This is a genomic window from Streptomyces sp. NPDC048473 (assembly GCF_043200155.1).
Lineage (GTDB): Bacteria > Actinomycetota > Actinomycetes > Streptomycetales > Streptomycetaceae > Streptomyces.
Window position 1 is genome coordinate 1 of the sequence record NZ_JBICXE010000041.1, and the last position, 23,303, is coordinate 23,303.

At 68.1% G+C, this 23,303-nt stretch carries 22 protein-coding genes and 1 pseudogene; 18 read left to right on the plus strand and 5 right to left on the minus strand.

What is annotated here, in order from left to right:
* The first annotated feature begins 107 nt into the window (after positions 1-107).
* The 4 genes from ACGFU7_RS38445 (at position 108) to ACGFU7_RS38460 (ending at position 3,496) form a co-directional block, all read left to right on the plus strand.
* Positions 108-458 (plus strand): hypothetical protein, encoded by a 351-nt coding sequence (locus ACGFU7_RS38445; RefSeq protein ID WP_393702402.1) that lies wholly within the window; start codon positions 108-110, stop codon positions 456-458.
* A 2-nt stretch (positions 459-460) separates the two neighbouring features.
* The gene (locus tag ACGFU7_RS38450; RefSeq protein ID WP_393702404.1) at positions 461-793 is read left to right on the plus strand and encodes a DUF6233 domain-containing protein; all 333 of its coding nucleotides are present in this window, start codon (positions 461-463) and stop codon (positions 791-793) included.
* 55 nt (positions 794-848) lie between these two features.
* A complete protein-coding gene (locus ACGFU7_RS38455; protein WP_393702406.1) occupies positions 849-1,727 on the plus strand; it encodes a DNA ligase in 879 nt (292 codons plus the stop codon).
* Positions 1,728-2,092: 365 nt separating this feature from the next.
* Positions 2,093-3,496, plus strand: coding sequence for a hypothetical protein (locus ACGFU7_RS38460; RefSeq protein ID WP_393702408.1), 1,404 nt, complete (start codon positions 2,093-2,095; stop codon positions 3,494-3,496).
* 576 nt (positions 3,497-4,072) lie between these two features.
* Here ACGFU7_RS38460 and ACGFU7_RS38465 read toward each other — a convergent pair.
* Positions 4,073-4,501: a hypothetical protein gene (locus ACGFU7_RS38465; RefSeq protein WP_393702410.1), complete on the minus strand. Its 429-nt coding sequence runs from the start codon at positions 4,499-4,501 to the stop codon at positions 4,073-4,075.
* Positions 4,502-4,848: 347 nt separating this feature from the next.
* On the opposite strand from ACGFU7_RS38465, the gene ACGFU7_RS38470 reads away from it, so the two are divergent.
* Genes ACGFU7_RS38470 through ACGFU7_RS38485 form a run of 4 tightly spaced genes read left to right on the plus strand, consistent with a single transcriptional unit; the run spans position 4,849 to position 7,497 of the window.
* Positions 4,849-5,952: a hypothetical protein gene (locus ACGFU7_RS38470; RefSeq protein WP_393702412.1), complete on the plus strand. Its 1,104-nt coding sequence runs from the start codon at positions 4,849-4,851 to the stop codon at positions 5,950-5,952.
* Positions 5,953-5,955: 3 nt separating this feature from the next.
* Positions 5,956-6,819, plus strand: a complete 864-nt coding sequence (locus ACGFU7_RS38475; protein ID WP_393702414.1) for a DUF3592 domain-containing protein — start codon at positions 5,956-5,958, stop codon at positions 6,817-6,819.
* Entirely contained in the window at positions 6,816-7,166 is a 351-nt protein-coding gene (locus ACGFU7_RS38480) for a hypothetical protein (RefSeq protein WP_133243286.1), read from the plus strand. Before ACGFU7_RS38475 ends, ACGFU7_RS38480 begins: the two co-directional genes overlap by 4 nt.
* A 1-nt stretch (position 7,167) precedes the next feature.
* A complete protein-coding gene (locus ACGFU7_RS38485; protein ID WP_393702416.1) occupies positions 7,168-7,497 on the plus strand; it encodes a hypothetical protein in 330 nt (109 codons plus the stop codon).
* A gap of 226 nt (positions 7,498-7,723) precedes the next feature.
* Here ACGFU7_RS38485 and ACGFU7_RS38490 read toward each other — a convergent pair whose 3' ends face one another.
* Positions 7,724-9,127: a hypothetical protein gene (locus ACGFU7_RS38490; RefSeq protein WP_393702418.1), complete on the minus strand. Its 1,404-nt coding sequence runs from the start codon at positions 9,125-9,127 to the stop codon at positions 7,724-7,726.
* A gap of 309 nt (positions 9,128-9,436) precedes the next feature.
* Here ACGFU7_RS38490 and ACGFU7_RS38495 point away from each other — a divergent pair, with 309 nt between their 5' ends.
* A complete protein-coding gene (locus ACGFU7_RS38495) occupies positions 9,437-10,033 on the plus strand; it encodes a hypothetical protein (protein ID WP_393702420.1) in 597 nt (198 codons plus the stop codon).
* A complete protein-coding gene (locus tag ACGFU7_RS38500; RefSeq protein ID WP_393702422.1) occupies positions 10,030-10,491 on the plus strand; it encodes a hypothetical protein in 462 nt (153 codons plus the stop codon). The genes ACGFU7_RS38495 and ACGFU7_RS38500 overlap by 4 nt, the downstream gene beginning before the upstream one ends.
* 37 nt (positions 10,492-10,528) lie before the next feature.
* Here the strand turns inward: ACGFU7_RS38500 and ACGFU7_RS38505 are convergent, their stop codons facing one another.
* Entirely contained in the window at positions 10,529-11,050 is a 522-nt protein-coding gene (locus ACGFU7_RS38505) for an NUDIX hydrolase (RefSeq protein ID WP_393702424.1), read from the minus strand.
* A 231-nt stretch (positions 11,051-11,281) separates the two neighbouring features.
* On the opposite strand from ACGFU7_RS38505, the gene ACGFU7_RS38510 reads away from it, so the two are divergent.
* From ACGFU7_RS38510 to ACGFU7_RS38535, 6 genes and pseudogenes are all read left to right on the plus strand, one after another.
* Entirely contained in the window at positions 11,282-11,404 is a 123-nt protein-coding gene (locus ACGFU7_RS38510) for a hypothetical protein (protein WP_393702426.1), read from the plus strand.
* Between the two features lie 246 nt (positions 11,405-11,650).
* Positions 11,651-13,453, plus strand: coding sequence for a tyrosine-type recombinase/integrase (locus tag ACGFU7_RS38515; RefSeq protein ID WP_393702428.1), 1,803 nt, complete (start codon positions 11,651-11,653; stop codon positions 13,451-13,453).
* 128 nt (positions 13,454-13,581) lie between these two features.
* On the plus strand, positions 13,582-14,004 hold the full coding sequence (locus ACGFU7_RS38520) for a hypothetical protein (RefSeq protein WP_393702430.1): 423 nt from the start codon (positions 13,582-13,584) through the stop codon (positions 14,002-14,004).
* Positions 14,001-14,612: a DUF6262 family protein gene (locus ACGFU7_RS38525; protein ID WP_393702432.1), complete on the plus strand. Its 612-nt coding sequence runs from the start codon at positions 14,001-14,003 to the stop codon at positions 14,610-14,612. The genes ACGFU7_RS38520 and ACGFU7_RS38525 overlap by 4 nt, the downstream gene beginning before the upstream one ends.
* Before the next feature lie 124 nt (positions 14,613-14,736).
* Positions 14,737-15,267 (plus strand): annotated as a pseudogene (locus ACGFU7_RS38530) (aminoglycoside phosphotransferase family protein); the annotation flags it as partial.
* Between the two features lie 131 nt (positions 15,268-15,398).
* Positions 15,399-18,608: a Tn3 family transposase gene (locus tag ACGFU7_RS38535; protein WP_393702434.1), complete on the plus strand. Its 3,210-nt coding sequence runs from the start codon at positions 15,399-15,401 to the stop codon at positions 18,606-18,608.
* A 142-nt stretch (positions 18,609-18,750) separates the two neighbouring features.
* Here the strand turns inward: ACGFU7_RS38535 and ACGFU7_RS38540 are convergent, their stop codons facing one another.
* Positions 18,751-19,947, minus strand: a complete 1,197-nt coding sequence (locus tag ACGFU7_RS38540; RefSeq protein WP_393702435.1) for an MFS transporter — start codon at positions 19,945-19,947, stop codon at positions 18,751-18,753.
* 124 nt (positions 19,948-20,071) lie between these two features.
* Between ACGFU7_RS38540 and ACGFU7_RS38545 the strand changes: the two genes are divergently transcribed.
* Positions 20,072-20,404 (plus strand): ArsR/SmtB family transcription factor, encoded by a 333-nt coding sequence (locus ACGFU7_RS38545; protein ID WP_393702437.1) that lies wholly within the window; start codon positions 20,072-20,074, stop codon positions 20,402-20,404.
* Positions 20,405-20,914: 510 nt separating this feature from the next.
* Here ACGFU7_RS38545 and ACGFU7_RS38550 read toward each other — a convergent pair.
* Complete coding sequence (locus ACGFU7_RS38550) at positions 20,915-21,802, minus strand: recombinase family protein (protein ID WP_393702439.1); 888 nt, start codon at positions 21,800-21,802, stop codon at positions 20,915-20,917.
* Positions 21,803-21,941: 139 nt separating this feature from the next.
* Here ACGFU7_RS38550 and ACGFU7_RS38555 point away from each other — a divergent pair, with 139 nt between their 5' ends.
* The gene (locus ACGFU7_RS38555) at positions 21,942-23,204 is read left to right on the plus strand and encodes a transposase (protein WP_393702441.1); all 1,263 of its coding nucleotides are present in this window, start codon (positions 21,942-21,944) and stop codon (positions 23,202-23,204) included.
* The last annotated feature ends 99 nt before the right edge of the window (positions 23,205-23,303 follow it).

Sequence of the window (23,303 nt, forward strand, 5' to 3'; positions counted from 1 at the left end):
TTCTGGTGATCAAGATGGCAAGAGCCGTGTAACGGGAGACTGTTACGCACGGTTCTGTGGGAGCCCGGGGGTGAAATTCCCCCGGGCGACCCAACTAGCATTGACGCGTGCCTAAGACCCCCGCCTTCAATTTCCCTCAGGACCTGCTCGACGCTCAGGCCGCTCTCCATGAGACCCGCGCCGCGTACGAGGAGTACGCCAGGACCCTGCCGTGGTCGGCCGAGCCCATGCCCGGCTGGAAGAGCGACAAGCAGCTCCACTCCGACTACCGGTCCGCGAAGGACGACAGCCCCGGCTACACCGAGGACCAGCACGCCGAGGTCGCCCGCTTCCGGGCGCGGCTGCTGGAGCTCAGCACCACCGTGTCCACGCACCCCTTCTGGGACTCCGTGGACCACGGCAACCGTGTCGAAGCCCGCATGGCGCTCAAGCACGCCCACGAGCCGACCGAGGCGTAGCCATGCCCGGCGGCGACATATCCGACCTGGACAAGAACCGGGCCTTGGTCGACTGGCTGCGCTACCAGCTGCGGCAGGCCGAGAACCGGGTCCGTGAACTCGAGGTCCAGGAGGAGCAGGAGCGGCGGCGCAAGGAGCGGGCGCGGGCGGAGCAGGCGTGGAAGATCCAGCCGAAGCGGTCAGGTGAGACGGCGATGCTGCACCGCGGGGGCTGCACCCTGTTCAAGAACGAGCTCGGGTTCATCAACCGCGAGGAAGCGCTGATCGCGTTGGCGGAGCCGGACATTGAGGCGTGCAAGATCTGTGCCCCTGAGACGGGACTGGTGGACGGGTAGGCCGTACGGACCGTCCGGCGCGCTGCTGGGGTGCGGGACTCGCAGGATCGGTTCTGTGGAGTTCCCGATCAAGGTGGCGCTGGCCCAGGCGGTCCCGACCCTGCCCGACGGGCCCGGCTGGTGGTACGAGCCGAAGTTCGACGGGCATCGGACTGTGCTGCGCCGCACTGACGACACTGTGATCCTGTACGCCCGGTCCGGGCGGATCGTCACCCAGCACTGGATGGACCTTGCGGTCGCCGGCATGGAACTGCGGCCGGGCACGGTACTTGATGGGGAAGCGGTGATCTGGCGGGACGGCCGGCTGGACTTCGCGGCCGCGCAGTCACGGGCCGCGTCGTCCGTGACCCGGGCCCGTGTCCTGGCGGCCCGGTATCCGGCGTCCTACGTCTGCTGGGATGTTCTGCAGCACCCTGACCCGACGATCGGAGACCTCCGCGGCCGCCCGTACATGGAGCGCCGCGCCTACCTGTTGGAACTGCTCGCCGACTTGGGACCGCCGATCCAGCCCGTACAGGCCACGGACGACCGAGAGGTGGCCTTGCACTGGTACGAGGCGCTCCAGGCGCAGGGGATTGAGGGGATCGTCGCGAAGCGGGCCGGGGCCGGCTACCGGGCGGGGCGCCGCGGGTGGGTCAAGGTCAGGCACTCGGACACGGCCGACGCCCTGGTGGTCGGGTTCACGGGGCCGCGGCTGCGTCCGCACCACCTGGCCCTCGCGGTGGGGGACGAGGGCGGTCCGGTCCGGTTGTCTGCCCGGCTGGAGCCCGTTCTCGCGGCACGTATCGGCTCTGCCCTGACCAGTTCGACCGTGGTGGGAGACCGCCGGGCACAGGGGGAGACGTACACGCGGGTGGAGACCGACATGGTCGTCGAGGTGTTGGCCGGGAGCGGCCGGCACGGCACCCTCACCGTGACTCGCATGCGGCGCTGACCCGGCTCCGGCCGGGCTTGGGACAGTCCGGGACCGTCCGGCCCTGTCCGGGCCTGTCGATGTCCCGGCCACAAAGCGTCCCAGGGTCCCCCGGCCCCGGCGCGTCCCACCCATGGGACTGGTCCTGACCAGGCCGGACAGATCCGGACTGTCCCGGCCGCCCTCATGCATTGCCCGGCAGAGCGATGCCACGCAACGCTTCTCTCACCGCACCGCGCCGACCCGGCAATTCCCTGCGCATGCATCACCTCGCGTCCGCCGGTACCAGTTCGCTGTCCCCGGCGGTGCGAACGAACACAGTTGCCCGCCGCGGCTTTCCGGCCGCATCCACACCCCCTGACGACCAGACCATGAGGAGAAGATTCGTGAACACCGCGCCACACACAACCTCCATCAGCCAGAGAGCACCCGCCGCCTGGCCCATGGCCTTACGGATGGCCCTGGTGGCCTTCGTAGCGGCGGTCGGGTTCGTCCTGGCCGGCCCGGCAGCCGATGCTTCGGCGGCCCCGCCCCCGCCCGACCCGGCAGCCGGCTCCCCCGCGAACGAGCCCGGCCGGTGGGACAAGCTGTCGTGGAGCATGTACGGCTGGGCCCACCACTCGCTGGACCCCAATGACCCGTACTACCAGGTGAAGCTGCCCGTGCAGCACGTCATCAAGTGGCAGTTCAAGCGGGCAACGACCGGCGGCACGACCTTCTCGCCACGGACTGACGGGCCGGACATCGCAGAGACCCTCGTCAACTATTTCCGTGAGTCGCGCCAGACCGTGAAGGGCCTCACGAAGCAGGTCACCAAGGCCGAGAAGAAGGTCCGGCAGGGCGAGAAGCGGGTCGCCGCGGCCAAGACCCCGGCCGAACGCGAACAGGCGCAGCAGAAGCTGCGGAAGTCGGTCAGGCAGTACAAGTACGTGTCGGGCAAGCTCCGCGACGTGAAGAAGGCGCAGCCGGAAACCACTGGTACGCAGGTCAAGCGCCTCGACAAGCAGGTCCGCAAAAAGGCGGTCGAGGAAGAGGCGCTGCGCAAGGCCATCATCGATGACTACCACCAGATCGAGGATGACACTCCGCTCGACTCCCTCGGTCGTGGCTTCGACACGTCCAAGGGGTTCACCCAGGGCGCCACGCGGGACATCGGGCCCAAGCTGATCGAGCATCAGGAGATGCTCGATACCACGAAGGCCGTAGCGGACAGGTCCAACGCCGACCCGCTCTACCAGCAGGCACGTATCGAGTGCGGCGGGTACGACACCTGCGTCACCGAGCGCACCGCCAAGCTGCGCAAGCAGAACGCGAAGGCCATCGCGGACTCGACGAAGAAGGCGAAGAAGTCCAACACGGACCCGCTCTACCAGCAGGCACGCACCGAGTGCGGCGGGTACGACACCTGCGTCACCGAGCGCACCGCCAAGCTCCGGGCCCAGGAGAAGGCAACCACCACCAAGAGCACGACGCGTACCACGGACGTCCACAAGACCACGACCGCCAAGACCAGTCAGACGAACCAGCACAAAACCCAGAACGCGAAGGCGATCACGGAGTCGACGAAGAAGGCGGCCAGGTCCAACGCGGACCCGTTGTACCAGCAGGCCCGCACCGAGTGCGGCGGATACGACACCTGCGTCACCGAGCGCACCGCCAAGCTCCGGGCCCAGGAGAAGGCAACCACCACCAAGAGCACGACGCGTACCGGGCAGCACAACCAGTCTCAGAAGAAGACGAAGACCCCGGACTACCGGGGCAAGGGGGGCGTCAGGGCCTCGGCCGCCTGAGCCTGCGGATCGACGCTGAGCGCGGACATCCAGGTCCCGGGGCCGGGTTCGTTGCCGGTGACCAAGCGATGGCGGGCTGGGCAGGCCCCAAAGTCCCAGCCCGGACACCAGCCGCGAAGCAGGGCTCTCGTGGTCACGCGCTCGCATCCTGCGGCTGACTTCAGGTACCACCAGGTCGGCGGGTACTACGGAGCGGACAAGGCGATCAACGAGACGCGCAGCCACGAGGTCCGGATCCCCTGCGCCCGGGACTGGGCACCACGTGGATGGCGGCGGGTCGACCCGGCTACCCGCCGCCAGCGTCGCCGTCCACGGCAGCCGGGTCGCGCAGCGGCCGCAGGCGGCCCCCGGGCCGGGAAGGGGTGAAGGCGTGGGCCGCGATCCCCGAACTCGAGGCGGCGACCGCATCGTCCTGGGCAACGGCGTTCGCTGGGAAGCGATGAGCGATCCGGAGCAGCACCCCGGCGGTCAGCGGCCAACGCGCGCCAGCCTCAGCGACTCAACCACACCACCCCGGGGGCTGCCTCCCTCCCTTCGGCGCAACCGTCTATGCGCGGCCGTCGCCAGCTGCGTGGGTCAGCCGTTGGAAGGCTGTACGCCTTCCCCGAACGCCGGCGCGTCGGCCACGGTGACGTCCAGACGCAGCCGTACGAAGCGCAGCGGGTGACGCCACGCCCTGCGGTCGATGGCGGTGTCGGCGCTGACTTCCGCTACCAGCTCGGGCACGACGAGGGTCAGGTCGAGGGCCTCACGGCTGCCCCAGGTGGCGGTGAACCGTACGCCGGTCCATGGGTGGTCGGGGCCGGCCTCGGTGAGGTGGTCGGCAAGCCGGCGGGCGGCATCCGGTTTCAGAGGCGTGGTCCGGCCGACCGCGCGCAGCCGGCCGTCTGTGTCGTAACGGCCGAGGACAAGCAGCTGCGGACGGCGCAGAGTTCCGGTGAGTCCGCCGATGATCGCTTCGGTGGTCTCGCGGCGGCACTGGCGAAGAGAAGGTATTCGATCCATGCACTATTCGCGACGATCTGCAGCAGATGGTTCCCACAGCCCGCTGGCTGTGTAGGTGACTGTGGGAGTCGCCTTCTGACCGAGTTCGCGATGTCAGTTTGTTTTGACGTCACGTGAGGGCTTGTGGTGGGAGCGTGAGGTGTGCTTCTGCCGCTGCGAGCCGGGGGTTGAGGAACAGCGGACGCGTTCGCCACCGGTCCGTATCGACCGCGAGTGCTCCGGCTGACACTGGCCACTCCGACACCGGGCGAACTCAGCGCCGTGCAGCACCAGCTCAGCGTCGGTACCTGCCGGAAGATCAGGCTGAGGTCTACCGGACGTCACCTGAGCCCTGCACAATCGCCCGTATGACGATCACCACGAGCGCCGCGCCGCCGCCCGCGCACAACAGGCCCGTCGCGCTCGCCCGGGGGTTCCTCACGGGTGGCGTGACGGGGGCGTCCCTGGCGGCCGTCGTCGTCGGGATCGCCATTTCGAACGAGCCGCTGATCGTCGGGGGCGCGTGCCTGCTCGCGGTCTACGTCCTGATCCGCTACCTCGCCGGCCTGCCGAGGCGCGCCCGGGAAGCGGAGATCCCGCCGCACCTGGCCCTCGCGATGATCGAGAGCCTGGAGGCCGTCGGGGGTGAAACGAGCGACATTCCGGTGAAGTTCGACCTCACCGTCGCACCGGACGACGCACCGGCGTACCGCGTCGAGTTCACGCAGGACATCAACCTCGCCGACCTGCCCGACTACAGGCCGCGCGGCATCCTGGTCGTCCAGTACCCGCCGGACCGGCCGCTGAAGGTGAGGATCGTCAAACGACCGACACCGGACTGGGAGGAACGGGCCGCCTCGGCCCGCCTCGACTCGGCACCCGGACCGGCCCGGGCGAGCGACCCTGTGGAAGGCTGCGGTGCCACCCTGGTCGGGTTCCTCGGTTTGCTGCTCGGCGCGGCCCTGGTCGTCCTGTTGTTCCGCGCGAACCTGTTCGACCAGGACGACTCCGACACCGCGCGGCCCTCGGTCTCCTCCTCCAGCACCTCCTCGTCGTCCACGACCACCGTGTCGTCGGCGTCCGGCACGGTGGCCCTCGGCCCCGGTCAATCCTTCCTGGACGAGGGCAGGTTGGGCCGTTCCGTCGCCGCGCTCGCCAAGGGCGAGGACAAGCAGCGGGCGCTCACCGTCGTCGTACAGGAACGCCTGCTGACGGTCGTCTTCGCCCCCACTGGCACCCAGGCGGCCCCCCGACTCGACCTGGATTCCCTGCCGTACGACCGTGTTCCGGCCCTGGTGAAGGAGGCCACGACCACGCTCGGCGTCGGCTCCCCGCGCACCTGGCAGCTCACCGTCGACCGCCTCACCGGCAGGGTGGCCCTCAGGGTCTCCGTGACCGGCTCCGAAGGCACCGCCTATCTGGAGGCGGACGGGCAGGGCAAGGTCGTACGGCGCGTCTCGGCAGGAGGTTGATCCATGGACTGGCATGTGTATCTGGTGCTGTGGTGCGGGGTGTTCGGCGCGTGGGCGCTGGTCGGATACGGGAGGTCGCTGGCCGGGATGACCCGGGCGCAGCGGACGGTCCGGGCGACGGGACGGATCGAGCGGGTGGACGAGCCCCGGCATGGAAGCTCCCCGAGCGACGGGATAGCCGTGGTCGTCTCCTTCCAGGACCCGTCCACCGGGCAGGAGTTCACCGTCACCAACGAGGGTGAGCGCGGCGAGAGGATCAGCGTGGCCTGGAAGGGCCGGGAGATCGGGGTCCACTATCCGCGCGGCAGACCCCACGCCTTCCGGTTCGCCAACCACCTCTCCGAAGGCGGGCGCGGCCTCGGCTGGGCGAACTTCGCGCTCTTCCTCGTCTACGCCGGTCTGGTCGCCGTCGCCGCGATCGACTGGGGCTGGCCGTGGGCGCTGCTCGGCTTCTGCGGGCCCTGGGCCCTCTCTGGCCTGTACCACCTGCCCGGGAACATCCGCGACAGGAACCGCCGTATCGACCAACTGGCCGCCATGGCCGCCGTATCCGGCCGTGTCGTCGCCGTCCTCAAGAGCGTCACCGTCGACTCCAACGACGGCCACACCCTGACCAACCTGATGCCGGTCGTCACCTTCACCACCCTCGACGGCAGGGAGGTCACGGCCCACTGCGAGTCCGGAATCCCGGACCCCGCCGGATCACGGGGCCTGAACCTCACGATCCACTACGCCCCCGACGACCCGGCCCTCTTCGTCCTGGACGTCGAGGCCGAACGCCGCTCCTGGAAGCGGGACATGGTCGTCAACGTGGTGGGTGTGCTGGTCGTGGCGGCGGCGGCCGTGGTGGGGGTGGTCGCGCTGTGACCAGGGAGCCGGGCTATCTTCCCGCCATGGAGCCGCTGACGTTCGACTACGAGAACCTGCATCTGCGCGTGGACCGAGGGGTGTTCGAACTGTTCACCATGGGCAGATCCGAGCTCCGGGTGCCGCTGCGGTGGCTCGGGGCACTGGTGCACTACAAGAAGCCCGCCCGGCCCGGCCAGTTGTTCATCGGCACCGTACGCGATCCGAGCGCCGTGCTCTACGGCACCGACCAGGCCGCCTTCTGGTACAGCACCTCGCCCGCGTTCCGGGTACCGCCCGGCGACGAGCCGTTGTTCCGCGCGTACTTCACCGAGGTGGCCGCGCTCGCCGACCGGAGGGTGGTCTGAGATGGAAGCGGCGGAGCCGAAGGTCTTCCAGCACGACCGTCTGTACATCCAGGTCGACCGGGGGATCGTCGAGGTCTTCCGGCGCACCAACGACATCGGGCCGTACCGCTACCCGCTGGCCTGGGTGACGGTGTACGCCGAGACACGTCGAGGGGGCCGGACCCGGCTGTGCTTCGGTACCGCCGAGGACCTGGGCGAACCGGTCTACGGGAGCGTGCCGGGCGCCGGACCGGTGTTCTTCCGGCACGAGATCCCGACCGCCGACGAGCCCCTCTACCGCGCCTTCTTCACCGAGCTCGCCCATCTGGCCGACCGCCCGATCGCCTCGTAGAGTCGAAGCCGGGCAGTCGACGGCTATGGCCCCGACTCCGGCTGCCCCAAGCACCGGCTCCCCCGTCCCGGCCCGCACAGCAACGCCGCCCCGGTGGCACCGGGAACACGACGGCTCAGCTCGACGTAGGCAGAGCCCCAGTTGGCGGACGACCGGCAGGTCCGCCAGCTGCGGCGCGTACGCGAACCCCGCCAGGGTGAGAAGGCCGCCCTGTAGCTCGGCCCGGTCACGTCAGCAACGACACGTATTCGGACCAGTTCTCGCCGACGAGCGTGGCCCAGCGTTCGGCTGTCTTGGGGTGGATGCCGAGCAGGTCAGCGATGACCATGGGCGGCAGGTCGGCCAGGGAGTCCATCATGGCGGTGTTCCGAGCTGCGCGGGCGGGCAGACCGTGGTGTCTCAGCGTGTCGGCGAGGCCGAGGGGGTTACGCGGGCGTCCAGGGCTTTGCCCGGGCAAGAGGTACCTTCGACCAGCCGTGGTGCTATGCCGGGGCGTGCTGTGGCGGAGCTGATCGTCGATCAGACGAGCGAGCTTCGGCGGGAGCACGAAGGGGTGCTGATTGACCGCCAAGTAGGTGTGCTCCTCGTCGCCACTGATGTGGTCCTCGGTGAGCTCGACGATGCGGGTCAGGGGAAGCGCGTAGAGACGGACGAGAGCAGCCGCGACGCGGACGTCCAAGGGCAACGCGGTGTCATTCAAGCAGCGCAACAACTCTTCGCGGGCCACGTCCTCGGCTTGGAAGTGACCGGGGAGTTGCGAGGCTGGGCGATCGATGACCAGACCGGGCGGGCAGAGGCGCCGTGCAGTGCTCCAGCGGAGGAAAGGGATGGAACGGGAGCGCAGAGTTGGCCTGTCGGTCGCCCAGGTGTCCAGATGCAGCTGCTGGAGTCGACGGAGGCACAGGTGCTGTGAGTCGAGCCAGTTCAGGAAGTCGATGGCGGCAGCCACGTTGCCGCAGTCGCCTTTGTGCGCGGCGTAGGTGTAGCGGCCTCGGGCTGAACGTCGGCGGGCGTCGCGGATGATGTGCCACTCGGCGAAGGGACGGATGAGATTGGCGTGCCGCGCCGGGAGTTCGGACACGGTCCGCGCAACCCAGTTGGTAAGCAGGGCGAGGTTCCCGTCGCGTGGCGGCAGGATGCCAGCGGTGACGAGTAGCCCGCGCACGTAGGCGGTGGCAGCCCGTTGTGGCAGCGTGTCGAGGGATTCATGGTTCAGGGCTCCAGGATCGCGAGCCAGGCATCCCAAGAGGTGGGCGGCGGGGCTTCGGCGCAGCCACTGCAGGACGCGGTAGGGGTTTTCCGCACCGGCCAGAACGTCGGCGAGGGGTTGGAGTGGCTGGGCCACGCTTGCGCCGTCTACGGAAAGCAGATCAGTTACGCGGGCGGCCAGGGTGCAGCGGGGACAGCGGTCGCCGGAGTAGAGGTCCGCCGGCTCACCGCAGGCCGAACACCGCTCGACCGGTTCGTCGGGGAACGAGCACGCCTTGCACAGGAGGGTTCCCTCGGCCGTCTGACCGATCAGAATGCGAGGTCGGCTGCACGAGGCGCACGGTGTGGGGGTCGATAGAGCTGCTCGGTAGCAGGAGTTGCACACCGGCCCTCGCGGCCAGAAGACCTTGACCTTCGCCATCTGGCCGCACAGGGCACATGCGCACTCTTCGCGAGGGCGGCACGTGTCGCAGTGGAATGGGCCCAGGCCGCCGTCGATGTGGTGGCCCGGGCGGACCCGTTCACAGCTGACGCAGGTCTTCTCGTGTCGCTTGTAGCACGGGTCGCAGGTGTCCGGTCTGGTGCCGTCGGCCCGAGCGACAATTGGAACGACCTGTCCGCAGACGCCACACAGGCGGGGAGGGCTGGAGTAGCAGCTGCCGCAGACCGGCAAATGGCCTACCGGCCCGGCGGCGTCCTGGCCACCAAGATCCACATGAAACATATCGCTGTGGCAACAACGGAGGGCTATGCCTCGCGCCCCGGAGGGGCCCAGGCCGAGCTGTTGGCCGAGGTCAACAAGCACGAGAGCGAGCGCAATCTCCAGCTGGTACTGGAGGAGTTCCGAAACTACCAGGAAGGCGTTCTGCCCGCCGGTCCCGGCGCCCGCAGCCTCACCGAGTTCTTCGCTGGCATCGACGCCCAACTCAATGCCGCCTCGGCCACGGCCCCGAAAACCCAGCGCAACGACCGCGACGTCCTCAACCTCCTGCCCAAACGCGCCAACGTCCTGCACCTCGGACCGGCGAACTACTGCTGGTTCACCGACCCTTCCCGGGCGCTCTGCCTCAAACTCGCGGGCACCCCCACCGCGGACCGTCCGCTGATCGGGATGTGTGACTCCGCCCGCTGCCCGCAGGCCACCCACCACCCCGGTCGCCGCCCCGTCTGGGCCGAGCACGCCGACAGAACAAAGATCTTCATCGGCCAACTCGGCACCACCCGCAACACCGAACGCACCCGGCTCCAGGCCGACTACGACCGAGCCCTCCGAGTCGTCGCCGAGATCGACGCCGCCAGTGCCACCACGGACGAGGAGTCCGCATGAGAATCTCCGCAACCCAGCGCACCGAGAACGAGAACCGCATCCGTGCGGCCATGGATCGCCTCCTGCGCGGCGAGATCCCGCCCGGCGGAAAATGCGACATCAAGACCCTCGCCAACGAGGCCGCCGTCGACCGCACCGCGTTCTACGGCACTCGCCCCTACTCTCACCTCCGCGTCGAGTTCGAACGACGCCTGCGGGCCCTCCAAGATGCCGGCGAAATCCCCGACCCCCGCGAAGCCCAGATCGCCCGACTCAAGGCAGAGAACGCCAAGCTCAAAGCCCGGATTGCCCAGTCTGGGGAGACGATCGACGAGCTCACCGACTTTCGCTCCCAGTCCCTGGCTCGCCTCGCCGCGCAACACGAAGAGATCGTCCGGCTCCGCGAAGCCTCCGCCGGAACCACCCACGTCAGGCGGCTTCCAGCACCACGAACCACGGTGATCGGGTCCTGCAGCTGACATGCCCGCCCTGGACCGAGGCCACCCGCATCGCCGATCACCCAGCTGCCAGTTCGCCCGCACCGCTGCCGGATCCGGACTCCAGGTATCGACGCAGAGCTTCCCGCCCTCCCGGAACGAAGCACCATTGATCAATCACGTCGCGCAGTTCGTCCAACGTCAGCCAGTCCCGCCAGCCGATCTCACCCGGGTCCGGGACCAGGGGTTCCGCCACGACAGCCTCATGCACCCCAAACCACACGGGGCTAATCCCCTGCCGGCAAAGGAACTTGAACATGAAGCGCACGGGGACACGAACGCCCAGCTCTTCGGACAGTTCCCGGGCCGCGGCTCCCTCATACGACTCGCCCACGTTCACGGCGCCACCGACCATCACGTCGTAGTAGCCCGGGAACCGGGACATCGTCTCAGACCGCCGCAGCACCAAGATCCGCCCGGCCCGATCACGGCAGATCGTCGTTGCAATGCGATGCAGCCAGTTCTCGCGCACCGCCTCGTCTCGCTCGACTATCCCCAACACGCGGTCATGCTCATCGACATGCTCAACCAGTTCGCTCACGGAGGCACGATCTCAGCCCCCACTGACAACACGGCCCCACGAGCACCAGCAGCACGTGATCCGCATCACAGGAAACCCCACGGAAAGCAACACGACCGACGATCCGCGTCGCGAATGAGGCATCGACACCTGGCCTGCTCAATCGCGACACGAGGTCATCCGCACACGGCCTCTGCGGACACAAGGCATGCGTTCGCGACCGCCGTCCTGGACGCCTCGAACGGCAACCTCGTGGTCGCCAGGGATGCCGGCGGCTGGGCCTCGGTCGAGACCGTCGACGAGATCTACGCCCACGTCGACATCCACGACCCCGTCTTCGACGCGGCCCTGCGCACGGTCTGGGGTGAGGCATGAGTGCGCCCGTCCTGCTCCCTCGTCCAGTCGCCCGACCGGCGCCAGTCCCGAGACCGGCTGGAGATTCTCACCACGCTGCTTGCCGGTCCCACGGTCGCCCCGTTCTACTCCGAAGACCTTGTGAAGTTCCCAGAAGACCACTCGGTCTACGGGTGGAAGTGCCGTGTGGTCGGCTGCCAGGGCCCTGCGGTGGGCGGGGGTCGGAAGGACATGTGCTGCGCACATCTCGCGGAGTTCCGGCGGCGAGTGAAGACCGAACCGGACCTGACCCGCTACCACTTCCAGCAGACCGCGCCTGCGCGCACTCCGATGGGCAACGTGGATCCGCCGGACTGCCGGATCTGCCTGAAGCGTCCCTCCTACATGTCGACCATCGACCTCTGCAGTCGGCATTACCGGCGGTGGCTGCGGGCTCGGGACAGCATCGGCGAGGCCGCGGACTTCGATCTGTGGTGCTCGCGGGAGAAGCCGTTGCGACCCTTCGGCCACTGCCTCGTCTCTGTCTGCCACCTGCGGGCGACCACGCCGCTGGGCCTCTGCGAGACCCACGAAAGGCGCTATCGAACCGTCGGCCGACCAGGCCGGGCCCGAGTGACCATCACGAAGTGGATGCCGCTCTTCGACCTGTACGGCGGGACGGTCCCTATCACCTATGACGACGAGCCCGCATTTAAGGCCTGGTGCTCGACCGAGATCGTGCGCTACCGCCCGGGGCAGGTCAGCCTGCGTGGCCTTCCACCACTGCTGAGGGCCGAAATTCAGTGGGGTCTGTTCGCCCGCAGTCAGCGCCGCGATCACACCTACTGGTCGCTCCAGTGGGTACAGACTTTGGTCAACCAGTGCCGCCGGCGCGAGTGGACGACGCTGTTCGACATCGGCAAGGACGACTGCAACCACACCTCCCGAATGATCGTCCGGGAGTTCTGCAACGACCTCCGGCTGGTCTACTACTCTCCGCAGGACACCCGGGACGCCGGGTTCATCGAGACCGACCCCTTCGGGGTCCGATTCTCCCAGAACCGGCTGAGCCACTTCGACCTCCGCCAGGTCCCCCAGCGATGGTTGCGGGATCTCCTCTGGGACAACCTCACCCATCGTCTCCGGTCGCCGCAGGGCGCGCGCAGTGCAAATCCCTTCGACTCGTCCCGCAGGGCCATCGTCGAGCTGGGCGCCTTCCTCGCAATCGCCGCTCCCGAGGCCGGCCACAACCCGCGGCTGCTCACTCAGGGGCACATGGACGCCTGGGTTGTCGACCAGAAGCGCCGGGCTCGCGATCGCCTGCCGACCCTGGGCATCCACCGCCAGCACACCAAGGAGCCGGCGACCAGTTCGGAGTGCTCGCGCCGCAACAACTTCAACTACGCCCGCGTCGTGCTCCGGGAGGCGATGGAGAGCGGGGTCGCCGATGAGATCGGACTTGCCCTACAGTTCATCTGTGCCCTGCCTACCGGCGGGAGCCCCACCGAACGTTCCCGCAGCCCCTTCACCGATGAAATCGCTCGTGCTCTGGCCGACGAGGACAATCTGAAGCGGCTGGCCGCGGACTACGACCCCAACGACCGCGGCATCCGCGATATGTGGGAGACCCTCGTCTTCACTGGCCGCCGCGCCAGCGAAGTCGTCCGGCTCCGGCTGGACTGTGTCGGCCGCTACGGCGGGCTCCCGCTGCTCTGGCACGACCAGACCAAGGTCGGCAACCTGGACGAGGCCATTCGCATCCCCGAGAGAGTCTTCGAACTCATCCGCCGACGGCAGAAGATCACGCTGGGACTCTTCATGGACCGTCACGGCCGCCCGCCCACCCCGGCGGAGCGCAAGGGCCTGGCTCTCTTCGCCTCAGGCAACCGCAACCCGCACCTGCGCCGGTCCCTCTCCTACGGATGGTTCCAGAGCAGCTTCCGATCGTGGGTCCAGCAACTCGACCTTGGCTCGGCTGTTCCGCACCAGGCCAGGCACACACTGGCCACCAGGCTGCTGCGAAGCGGCGCGAGCATGCACCAGATCAAGAAGTACATGGGACAGATCTCGACCCGCATGGCCGAGCACTAGATATCGCAGGCTCCGAGCTGGATGACCTCCTGCCGCGCGTCTGGGTCGGCGGGCCGGGCTCCGCCACCCCAGGCGAGCCGCTCTTCAACACCGCCACGAACCCGCTCAGCCGGGAGACCGCGCTGGCCATGGCAGTGGACGTGGGACGCCGCTGCACACCAACCTTGGGTGGCCTGTGCACGGCCCAAGTCGTCGTGGACGGCGGGAAATGCCCCCGGAACCTGGACTGCGACAACTGCGACAAGCTCGTCATGACCGGTGCGGACCTTCTCTACTGGCGGCGCAGGCGTGAGCACTGGTACTCCGTCGCCGAACGAGCGCCGGACGACGCCACTGCCGAGTACCTCCACAAGATCTTCGAGCCGACCGCGCAGGCGATCGACGACCTGGAGAGGGCCCTGGCTGGACTCGGACTGCTCGACCAGGCACTCGCCATGGACCTGCGACGCCCGCAGGACTACTTCAGCCACATGTGGAACACCGGCTTCCCCGTCGCGGGCCTCGCCGCAGATTCCGACGACTTCGACGACGAGGAGGACGAGGTCGCATGAGCGGCAGCACATCGGATCAGACCGCACACGCTATCCAGGCCCGCCGACAGCACACCGAGAAGCTCCTCACCCGGGTCCGCAGCGCGCTCGCAGCGATGCGCAAGGAACGGGCCCATGTGACCGTGCGGGCCGTCGAACGACGCGCCGGTGTCTCGCGCGCCTTCCTCTACCAGAACGCCACCGCCCGCCAGCTCGTCGCCGAGGCCGTCACGCAGGCCGAGGGTCGGCAGGCCTGTGGTCGGCAGGAGGCCGCCGAGGCGGTGGAGGCGTCCTGGCGGGAGCGTGCGCTGAACGCTGAGGATGCACTGCGACAGGCGGTGGCGGAGATCCAGACACAGCGAAGGCACATCGGTGACCTCATGGGCCACATTCGGGACTTGGAACTCGACCTGCCCGCTGATGCCGTCCAGCGGCTGACTACCGAGAACACCACTCTCAAGCAGCAACTCCGCACACTGACCGCCGATCACCACACACTGACGAACCGACTCGCCGCCGCTCGGGACAACAACCGCGCCCAGGACCGGAAGATCGCCGAACTTCAGGCACTCCTCGTCGAACAGCACCCACTGGGATCCGTCCGCCACCTCCGCCCTCTTCAGGAGTGATCCCCCGCTGAAGGCTGGGCTCAGGTGAACGGGTCCGATTCACTCGTCGGCGAGCGGTGGAAAAGCGGTGGACAAAGATCGCACGAGCGGCAGACTGACCCATGTGAAACGACCTCTGGTGGATGTGGAGAGCGTCACTACGCGGTTGGTACGTCGATTCGGTCCCCAGGTTGCCGAATGGTGCGCTGACACGCCGGATCTCATCGCGCGGCTGACGTCCCAGTGGGGCCTCTCGCTCGGTGAGTTGCTCCCGGACGGTGCTTCGTCGGTCACGTTGCGGTGCCGTTGGCCCGACGGCACGCCTGCGGTGCTGAAAGTCAGTCCGGAGCGGGCCCTTCTGGCCGAGCAGGTCGGAATGCTGGGGTGGTTCGCTGCCTCGGGCCGGGTGCCCTCTGTGCTGGCCGTCGACGAGGGAGCGGGCGCAATGGTGTTGGAGGAGATCGTGCCCGGAACGCTGGCGGAGGACATGCCTGCTGCTTCGCTTCCGGGACAGTGGTCGGATCTGCTCGCCGCCTTGCACGGGGTCGCTCCGCCTCCGCTGCCGACGCGTGTGCTGCGTGGGCGGTGCGAGGAGGCCTTCGCCCGGGTCGGCAGGCGGCTGTCCGAGCCTGCGATCAGTGCACGGATGGACGTCACCGCGTGGGACAGAGCCATCCAGGGGTATCGCCGAGGTGAGCCCAGAAGCCGCCAGTAGTTGATCTTGGGGTTCGGCGATCGTCGGCCGTCACCCATTCAGCTCAGTGTCGTTGGTGGTGATGTTGACCGTCGTCTGAGCCGGGGTGGGTTGTGACCTCGATCGAACGGACCGCGTATCCGCGGTTCAAGCGGCTGATCACCGCGCATGAGCTGCATCTGTTCTTCGCGCCGACCCGGGAGGAGGCGGCGTGGGCGGCTGAGCGGATGGATTCCGACGGCCATCAGTTCGCGCTGCTGCTGGCGTTGAAGTCCTATCAGCGGATGGGTCGGTTCCCGAAGCCGGACGAGTACCCGGAGATGGTGGTCGACTTCGTCCGCCGCGCGGTGGAGCTGCCGGAGGGGACCGTGCCGTTGTGGGCGACGGGCCGGACGGCGGAGCGGCAGCGTATGGAGGTGCGCCGCCGGGTGGGGGCGACGTACGACCAGGCCGAGGCCCGCCAGATCGCCGAGGCGTCGATCCGCAAGGAGGCCGCGGCGAAGAACCGCCCGGCCGACCTGATCAACATCGCGCTGGAGAGAGTCGTCGGGGCCGGGCTGGAGCTGCCGGCGTTCTCCACCCTCGACGCGATGGCTTCAACGGTCCGCAAAGAGGTGAACGCGTCGATCTGCGCGGGTATCCACGACCGGATGAGCGCGGTCGAGCGGGCGGGCCTGCTGAGGCTGCTGGAGGAACGCGAAACCGACGGCACCACGCGGTACAACCGGCTGAAGAAGTCCGCGCAGAGCCCGACCTGGTCGCACTTCAAGCGGCTGATCACGCATCTGGACTGGGTGGACGCCTTGGGCGACACCGGGGTGTGGATGGACGGTGTCGCCTCGCGGAAGGTCACGGACTTCGCCGGGGAGGCGGACGCGGCGGACGCCTCCGAGCTCAAGGCGTACGTGCCGGTCAAGCGGGTCGCGCTGATGGCGTGTCTGGCGCACAAGGCCCGGATGCGGGTGCGTGACGAGCTGGCGCTGATGTTCTGCAAGCGCATGGGCACGAAGGTCAAGAGGGCGAAGGAGGAGCTGGAGGAGATCCGGCTCGCCGAGCGGGAGATGACCGAGGCGCTGATCGGCAACTACCGCAGTGTGCTCAAGGACATCGACGACGGCGGCCCTGCCCAGGCCGCGCTGGCGAAGGCCGCCGAGATGACCGCCGGGGCCGTGGACGCCCTTCAGGGGCTGGACGAACAGGCGTCGGTCGAGGAGGTGGCCCGGCGCCTGGACGGCGAGGTCTCCCCGGCCGTCCTCGCCCTGATGAAGGCCATGCTGGTGCAGGCTGGCGGGCTCTCCACGGTCACGAAGACCGTGGAGAGCTTCGGCGGGTTCGCGAAGCAGTACGAGCAGATCGAGAAGGTCTCCGCCCACCACGGCAACTTCTGGGAGGTGCTGCTGTACGGGCAGATCGGCCGGGACCGGGCGCTGATGTTCGACCTGGCCGAGAAACTTAAGTTCACCGCCACCTCACAGGACGGGCGGGTGCTGGACGCGCACGCGCAGCGCAACGAGGCCGCCCGCGGCGAGTACATCAGCGCGATCGGCGAGGACGGCAGGCGCATCGACATCTCCTTCGCCACGCAGAACTGGCAGAAGGCCGTGCTCGACAAGAGCAGGCCGGGGCAGTTCGTCCGCCGGCACTTCGAGGCGATGGTCTTCACCTGCCTCGCCGAGGAACTGCGCACCGGCGACGTGGCCGTGGTCGGCTCGGAGGAGTACGCCGACTGGTCGGGGCAGCTGCTGGCGTGGGAGATCGTCGAGGAGAAGCTGCCCGCCTACCTGGTGGAGGTCGGGCTCGCCGAGGAGGGCGAGGCCGACGGGTTCGACGCCGAGTCCTTCCGCCGCCAGCTGGAGGACCGGCTGCGGGCCGCCGCCGCGGCGGCGGACGCCGGGTACCCGGACAACGAGAGCCTGGTCATCGACCCGTCCACCGGCATCCCCTCGCTCAAGCAGCATCGCTCGGAGGGGCAACGCCCGTCGGCGAAGCGGCTGGAGCAGGAGATCAAGGCCCGCATGCCGGAGCGCACGCTGATCGGGATCTGCGCGCGGACCGCGTACTGGGTGGAGTGGTGGCGCCGCTTCGGCCCGCCCTCGGGCAACGACCCGAAACTCACCGACCCGTTCGGCCGGTACGTGCTCACCACCTTCGTCAAGGGCACCAACATGGGCCCGTACGAGGCGGCCCGCCACATCCCCGGGGTGAGCGGGCACGAGCTGGCGTACACGGCGAACCGGCACTTCTCCCTCGTGCTGCTGAACGAGGCCATCGCCGACCTGGTCAACGCCCACGCCCGCCTGGACATCTCGCAGGCGTGGGGTGACGGGACCGCCGTGGCCGCCGACGGCACGCACATGGACACCTACCTCGACAACCTGCTCGCCGAGACCAGCGTGCGGTACGGGAAGCCGGGAGGCATCGCCTACCACCACATCTCGGACACCTACATCGCGCTGTTCACGCACTTCATCCCGTGCGGGGTGTGGGAGGCCGTCTACATCATCGAGGGCCTGCTCAAGAACTCCTCCGAGGTCAAGCCCACCACCGTGCACGCGGACACTCAGGGCCAGTCGCTGCCTGTCTTCAGCCTCGCCCACCTGCTGGGCTTCGACCTGATGCCCAGGATCAGGAACTGGAAGGGCCTGACCTTCTACCGGCCCAGCAAGCAGAGCGAGTACGTGCACATCGACGCTCTGTTCGGCGAGGCTGGGAAAAACGTCATCGACTTCGACCTGATCGAGTCCCAGTTCCGGCACCTGATGCGGGTGGCCGTCTCCGTGCGCGAGGGCGCTATCTCCTCGGCGACGCTGCTCAAGCGGCTGCGGTCCGGGTCGCACAAGAACGCCACGTACGTAGCCTTCCGCGAGGTCGGCCGCGTCATCCGCACCGTCCAACTCCTGCGGTACCTGACGGACGCGCCGCTTCGCCGACGGGTGACGGCCGCGACGAACAAGGTCGAGTCGTTCAACCGGTTCTCCCAGTGGGTTGGGTTCGGCAACCAGGGCGTCATCGCCGACAACGACCCCGTCGAGCAGGAGAAGGCGATGAAGTTCAACTCTCTGCTCACGAACGCAGTGATCTTCCACAACGCCCTGGACATCGCCGAGATCATCCGCCAGCTGATGGAAGAAGGATGGGAGATCGACCCCGAGGACCTGGCCCACATCTCGCCGTACCTGACCGAGCACATCAAACGGTTCGGCGAGTACAGCACGCACGAACTCGGCATCCAGCCGGAGGCGTACGACCCGAAGCTCGATGTCGACTTCACCTCGCTGCGCGATCAGGACCTGACCACCGCTGGCCTCGGCCAGGCCGCCTGAGTACCGAAGGACTCCCACCAGCCCGCCCCGTACGCACGGGTCGGCGCCTCTACAGCGCCTCCTAACTGTTGAGGCTGCCCGTGCAGAACGGTGTGCCCCCGGAGCGGGTACCGATCCCGGGGACACCATGAGGAGGGACCAGTCACGCCTTGGACTTCTCCGGGCCGGCCGAGGTCGGCGCTGGCGTCACGGAGGCGGGCGCGACGGGGCGACGCGTGGTCCCCAGGTGCCATAGGAGGGTGAGGACGGTGACGCTGGCAGCCACCAGCCCAAGTTCGGCCGGGGCAAGCCCGAACCACTCCTGTGCCAGCCCGCCGAAACCGCCGCCGAGGGCGACGCCGATGTAGAGCGCGGAGGAATTGAGACCAAGCAGGACCGGCGCGGCGGCGGGGCTGAGGGCGATGAGCCGGTGCTGCTGCGGGACGACGATGACGCCGACACTCACGCCCCAGACCGCCGCCCAGACCAGGGTGGGCGCGAGAGCGCGTGTCGCCAGCGGGGTCAGTGCCAGGGCGAGAGCCGCGAGGGCGAGGGAGCCGGTGAGGACGCGGGCGGAGTCGTGACGGTCGACCAGGCGTCCGGCGGTGATGTTCCCGGCCAGGGTGCCGACGCCCCAGGCCAGCAGGATCAGGGTCAGTAGCGACTCGTTGCCGCCGGTGGCGTCCCGCAGGGCCGGGGCGATGTAGGTGTAGAGGGTGTAGGCACCGAGGAAAGCGAGGGAGGTGACCGCCAGCAGTGCCAGTACGCGGCCTTGCTTGAGCGGACGCAGGCGGTCGGGCAGCGAGGCGGCGGGGAGCGTCACGCTGGGGAGGCCGACGATGATGCCGATGATCGCCAGCAGGCCGATCCCGGCGACGGCCCACAGGGTGATGTGCCAGTCGGTGCGGCCGATCAGCGTGCCGAGCGGCAGTCCCAGCGCGGTCGCCAAGGTCAGGCCGCCCAACACGAAGGCCAGGGCCCTGCCACGGCGTTCCGGCGGAGCGATGGCCGCCGCGGTGCTGGAGGCAGCGGAGGTGATGATGCCCGCTCCCACGGCGGTAACGATCCGGGCGGCCATCACCACCTCGTAACTGGTGCCTAAGGCGGTGACAACGTTGCCGATCACGAACACACCCAATGCGATCAGCAATGCCGATCGCCGATCCAAGCCGCTGGTGAGCGCTCCCATCACCGGCGCCGACAACGCCAGTGTCAAGGCGAAGACCGTCACTAGCTGACCGGCCGCCGGGGTGGACACTGCAAGGTCGGCAGCGATGGAGGGGAGTAAACCCGCGATGACGTAGCCGTCGGTGCCGACGGCGAACGTCGCCAGGGCCAGTGGAAGGAGTCGTTTCAACAAGGATCGTTCCGCCTTTCCGGAGTGCCGCGTAGGTAGGTGATCGGCACTGTAAGCAATACATGGATACTTGTCCATGAATCAATGAGTGGATAAGCTTCGGTCCTGGCGCGGACGGAGGGAAGCGATGCGCGAGGTGTCCCAGCCGGCGACCGAGGCGATCCGGATGGTGGAGGTGCTGCGCGCGCTGGCCGATCCGGTGCGACTGGAGATCATCCAACGGCTTGCCGCGACCGGTGAGGAGAGCTGCAACGCCATCGGCGGCGACCTGGACGTTCACCAGACGACGCTGTCCCACCACTACCGGGTGCTGCGCGAGGCGGGAGTCACCTGGACAACCGTCAAGGGCCGATCCCGGCTGGTGCGGCTTCGCCGTGACGACCTGAACGCGTTGTTCCCCGGCCTGCTCGACTCCGTACTGAACGGAGCTCGCCGCACGCACTCAGCCGTAGAAGGCTGACACCCGCCCCGACGTCGCGCTCGCGGCGGCCTGGGCGAACTCTTCCACTCAACCCGCGAGGGGAAAGGGAGGGCGGTGCCATCAGGCAGCCGGATCGGCCCTGTTGCTCGTCATAAGCCGTCGCCCCCGACAAGTAGCTGTCGGTAATCACCGCTTCAATCTGTGACGTCCACCCTTCCGGAGGGCCATCGCAGTAATTACCGGATTTACTGCGGCAGGGCCTCTACCGTGATCATCGCGACCTGTGGCGGGCCGATCCGGCCGGCGGGGTGAGGTGTACGCATTTACTGCGGCAGGACCGGAAGGGCGGGACGGGCGTGGCGATCGAACCGGTGACCGAACTCGGGAGCGGGGGCGCACTCCGGCTGCCGCGCGCCCGGGTGGTGCCTCTGTCCGCCCCGCCCTCGTCGTACACCGCGGCGGTCGAGCGGTACCTGGGGTGCCGTTAACGAGCGGCGAACCAGGTGACAAGTAACCCGCCAGTAGCTTTCGGATTCGAAGGCGCCCTGCTCACTCGTCGGTGTCGTCGGACGCTTCGGCTTCGGCGAGGAGGCGGTAGACGGTGGCGACTGAGGGGTGCTCGCCCTTGTTCTTGCCCGAGGGGATGACGAGCTTGCGGGCGATCTGCGGGACAGTGGCGCCCTGGGTGCGCAGGGCACGGGCGTAGTCGGCCATATCGTCGTCGACGACCTTGGGGCGCCCTCCGTGACGGCCGCGCTCGCGGGCGGACGCCTGGCCTTCCAGGGACTTTTCCCGGATGTACTCGCGCTCGGACTCGGCCATGCCGGCGAAGAACGCGAACAGGGCGGCGCCGTGCCCAGACGGGTCGTAGACCCCCTGGAGGGGGCCGGTGAGGAGTTCGAGCTCGATGTCGTGGTGACGCAGGTCCTCCGCGATGGCCAGGAGCTCGGCGGCGCCGCGGCCCAGCCGCTTCATCTCATGCACCGTGAAAATCACCCGCTGATGAGGGACGGCCTTCTTGATGGTGCGGGCGAAGTCCATCGCCTTGACGAACTCCGGCCGGACCTTGATCCGGGTGCTGATCTTCTCCGAGAAGACCGGATCGCACCCGGCGTCGGCGAGGGCGTCGAGCTGGCTCTGGAGCTCTTGCTGGGCAGTACTGCACCTCGCGTACCCCACTCTCGTGGGCTTCGTCGCGGCCTCCGGCACTGCGGCATCGACGGCCAGGCCCCTCTCCCACGCGCGGCCGGGGCCGCGGTCGGAGGGGGTCTTCACCTCCAGCTCGGCGCGGAGCTGGGGCACCAGCATGAAGCGCGGGGTGTGGTACTTCGGGGCGACCTTGCCGCCGCGGGTGCGGCAGGTGCTTCCGGCGGGCACTTCACAGGTGGGGCAGTCGAACTGTTCGACGATGGCGGCCGGTTCGGCCAGCTCTGGCATGTCGCAGAACCTATCGCGAAGGGCTTTGTGCGAAAGCTGTTTTGCGAGAGGTTATGAGAACGAAGATCGGGGGCAAACCGGACATGGTTCGCCGGGGTCCGCGATCTCTCAGAACTACTCATTTCTGCGAACACGAAGCGTGACGGTCGCCCTGATCGACATCCTGAAAGAGGCCGCCCTGCGCACCGGGATGCTCAAGGCCCTCGCCCCGGTCGGCACCCGGGAGGCGATCGACGAGGCGAAGCTCCTGGAACGCCTGCTCCTGATCGCGTACGCCTACGGCACCAACTCAGGGATCAGCTCCGTCGCGTCCGGCGAGCACAAGCACACCGAGGAAGAGCTGCGCTACACGGCCCGCCGCTATCTGACCGCCGTCGGGCTGAAGGCCGCCGGCGTCGAGATAGCGAATGCCACCTTCGCGGCCCGCTCCGAAGCGATCTGGGGCCAGGGCACCACCACCGTGGCTTCGGACTCCACGCACTTCAAAGCCTGGGACCGCAACATCTTCACCGAGTGGCACTCCCGGTACGGAGGCCGCGGCGTGCTCGTGTACTGGCACATCGAAAAGGGTTCGATGGCCATTCACAGCCAGCTTCTGAACTGCACCGCCTCGGAGGTCGCCGCCGCGATCGAGGGCATGATGCGGCACGCCACCACCATGCAGGCCGAGGGCAACTACGTCGATTCGCACGGCCAGTCGGAAATCGGGTTCGGACTCACCCGGCTCCTGGGCTACGACCTGCTGCCGCGCATCAAGCAGATCAACAAGGTCAAGCTGTACCGGCCCGGCCGCGAGGACGAGGACAACTACGAGCGCCTGGCCGACGCGATGACCCGCCCGATCCGCTGGGACGTCATCGAGAACAACTACGACCAGCTCATCAAGTACGCCACCGCGATCCGAGTCGGCACCGCCTCCACCGAGGCGATCCTGCGGCGTTTCACCCGCACGGCCTCGCACCCCGTCTACCAGGCGATGCTCGAAGTCGGCCGCGCCCAGAAGACCATCTTCGTCGCCCGCTATCTGCGCGACCGCGACCTTCAGCGCGAGATCCAAGAAGGGCTCAACGTCGTCGAGGGCTGGAACGGCGCCAACGACATCATCTTCTTCGGCAAGAGCGGGGAGCTGAGCAGCAACCGCCGTGACCAGCAAGAACTCTCTGTTCTCGCACTCCACCTCTTGCAAACGGCGCTGGTCTTCGTTAACACCTTGATGATCCAAGACATGCTCGCCGATCCGGAGTGGGCAGACCTCCTGACCGACGAGGACAAACGCGCCCTGACCCCGCTGTTCTGGATGCACATCCAGCCCTACGGTGAGGTACGGCTAAATATGGGCCGCCGTCTTCAGCTCGCCCAGCCCGTCCCGCAGGAGCCAGACCCCGAGCCGGCCGCCGCATAGCCCGACCCCAGAACCTCATAGGACCCCGGCCACGGCCGGGGTCCTATGACATGCGCGCATACGGGGCGCCTTCGATCCGAAAGCTACTGGCAGGTTACT

What these genes read in the sequence shown, in the direction of transcription:
- ACGFU7_RS38550 (WP_393702439.1), bottom strand. Translation starts at nt 21,802, where the DNA reads ATGCCAGAGCTGGCCGAACCGGCCGCCATCGTCGAACAGTTCGACTGC.
- ACGFU7_RS38475 (WP_393702414.1), top strand. Translation starts at nt 5,956, where the DNA reads ATGGACTGGCATGTGTATCTGGTGCTGTGGTGCGGGGTGTTCGGCGCG.
- ACGFU7_RS38545 (WP_393702437.1), top strand. Translation starts at nt 20,072, where the DNA reads ATGCGCGAGGTGTCCCAGCCGGCGACCGAGGCGATCCGGATGGTGGAG.
- ACGFU7_RS38525 (WP_393702432.1), top strand. Translation starts at nt 14,001, where the DNA reads ATGAGCGGCAGCACATCGGATCAGACCGCACACGCTATCCAGGCCCGC.
- ACGFU7_RS38485 (WP_393702416.1), top strand. Translation starts at nt 7,168, where the DNA reads ATGGAAGCGGCGGAGCCGAAGGTCTTCCAGCACGACCGTCTGTACATC.
- ACGFU7_RS38465 (WP_393702410.1), bottom strand. Translation starts at nt 4,501, where the DNA reads ATGGATCGAATACCTTCTCTTCGCCAGTGCCGCCGCGAGACCACCGAA.
- ACGFU7_RS38490 (WP_393702418.1), bottom strand. Translation starts at nt 9,127, where the DNA reads ATGGCGAAGGTCAAGGTCTTCTGGCCGCGAGGGCCGGTGTGCAACTCC.
- ACGFU7_RS38520 (WP_393702430.1), top strand. Translation starts at nt 13,582, where the DNA reads ATGGCAGTGGACGTGGGACGCCGCTGCACACCAACCTTGGGTGGCCTG.
- ACGFU7_RS38500 (WP_393702422.1), top strand. Translation starts at nt 10,030, where the DNA reads ATGAGAATCTCCGCAACCCAGCGCACCGAGAACGAGAACCGCATCCGT.
- ACGFU7_RS38470 (WP_393702412.1), top strand. Translation starts at nt 4,849, where the DNA reads ATGACGATCACCACGAGCGCCGCGCCGCCGCCCGCGCACAACAGGCCC.
- ACGFU7_RS38450 (WP_393702404.1), top strand. Translation starts at nt 461, where the DNA reads ATGCCCGGCGGCGACATATCCGACCTGGACAAGAACCGGGCCTTGGTC.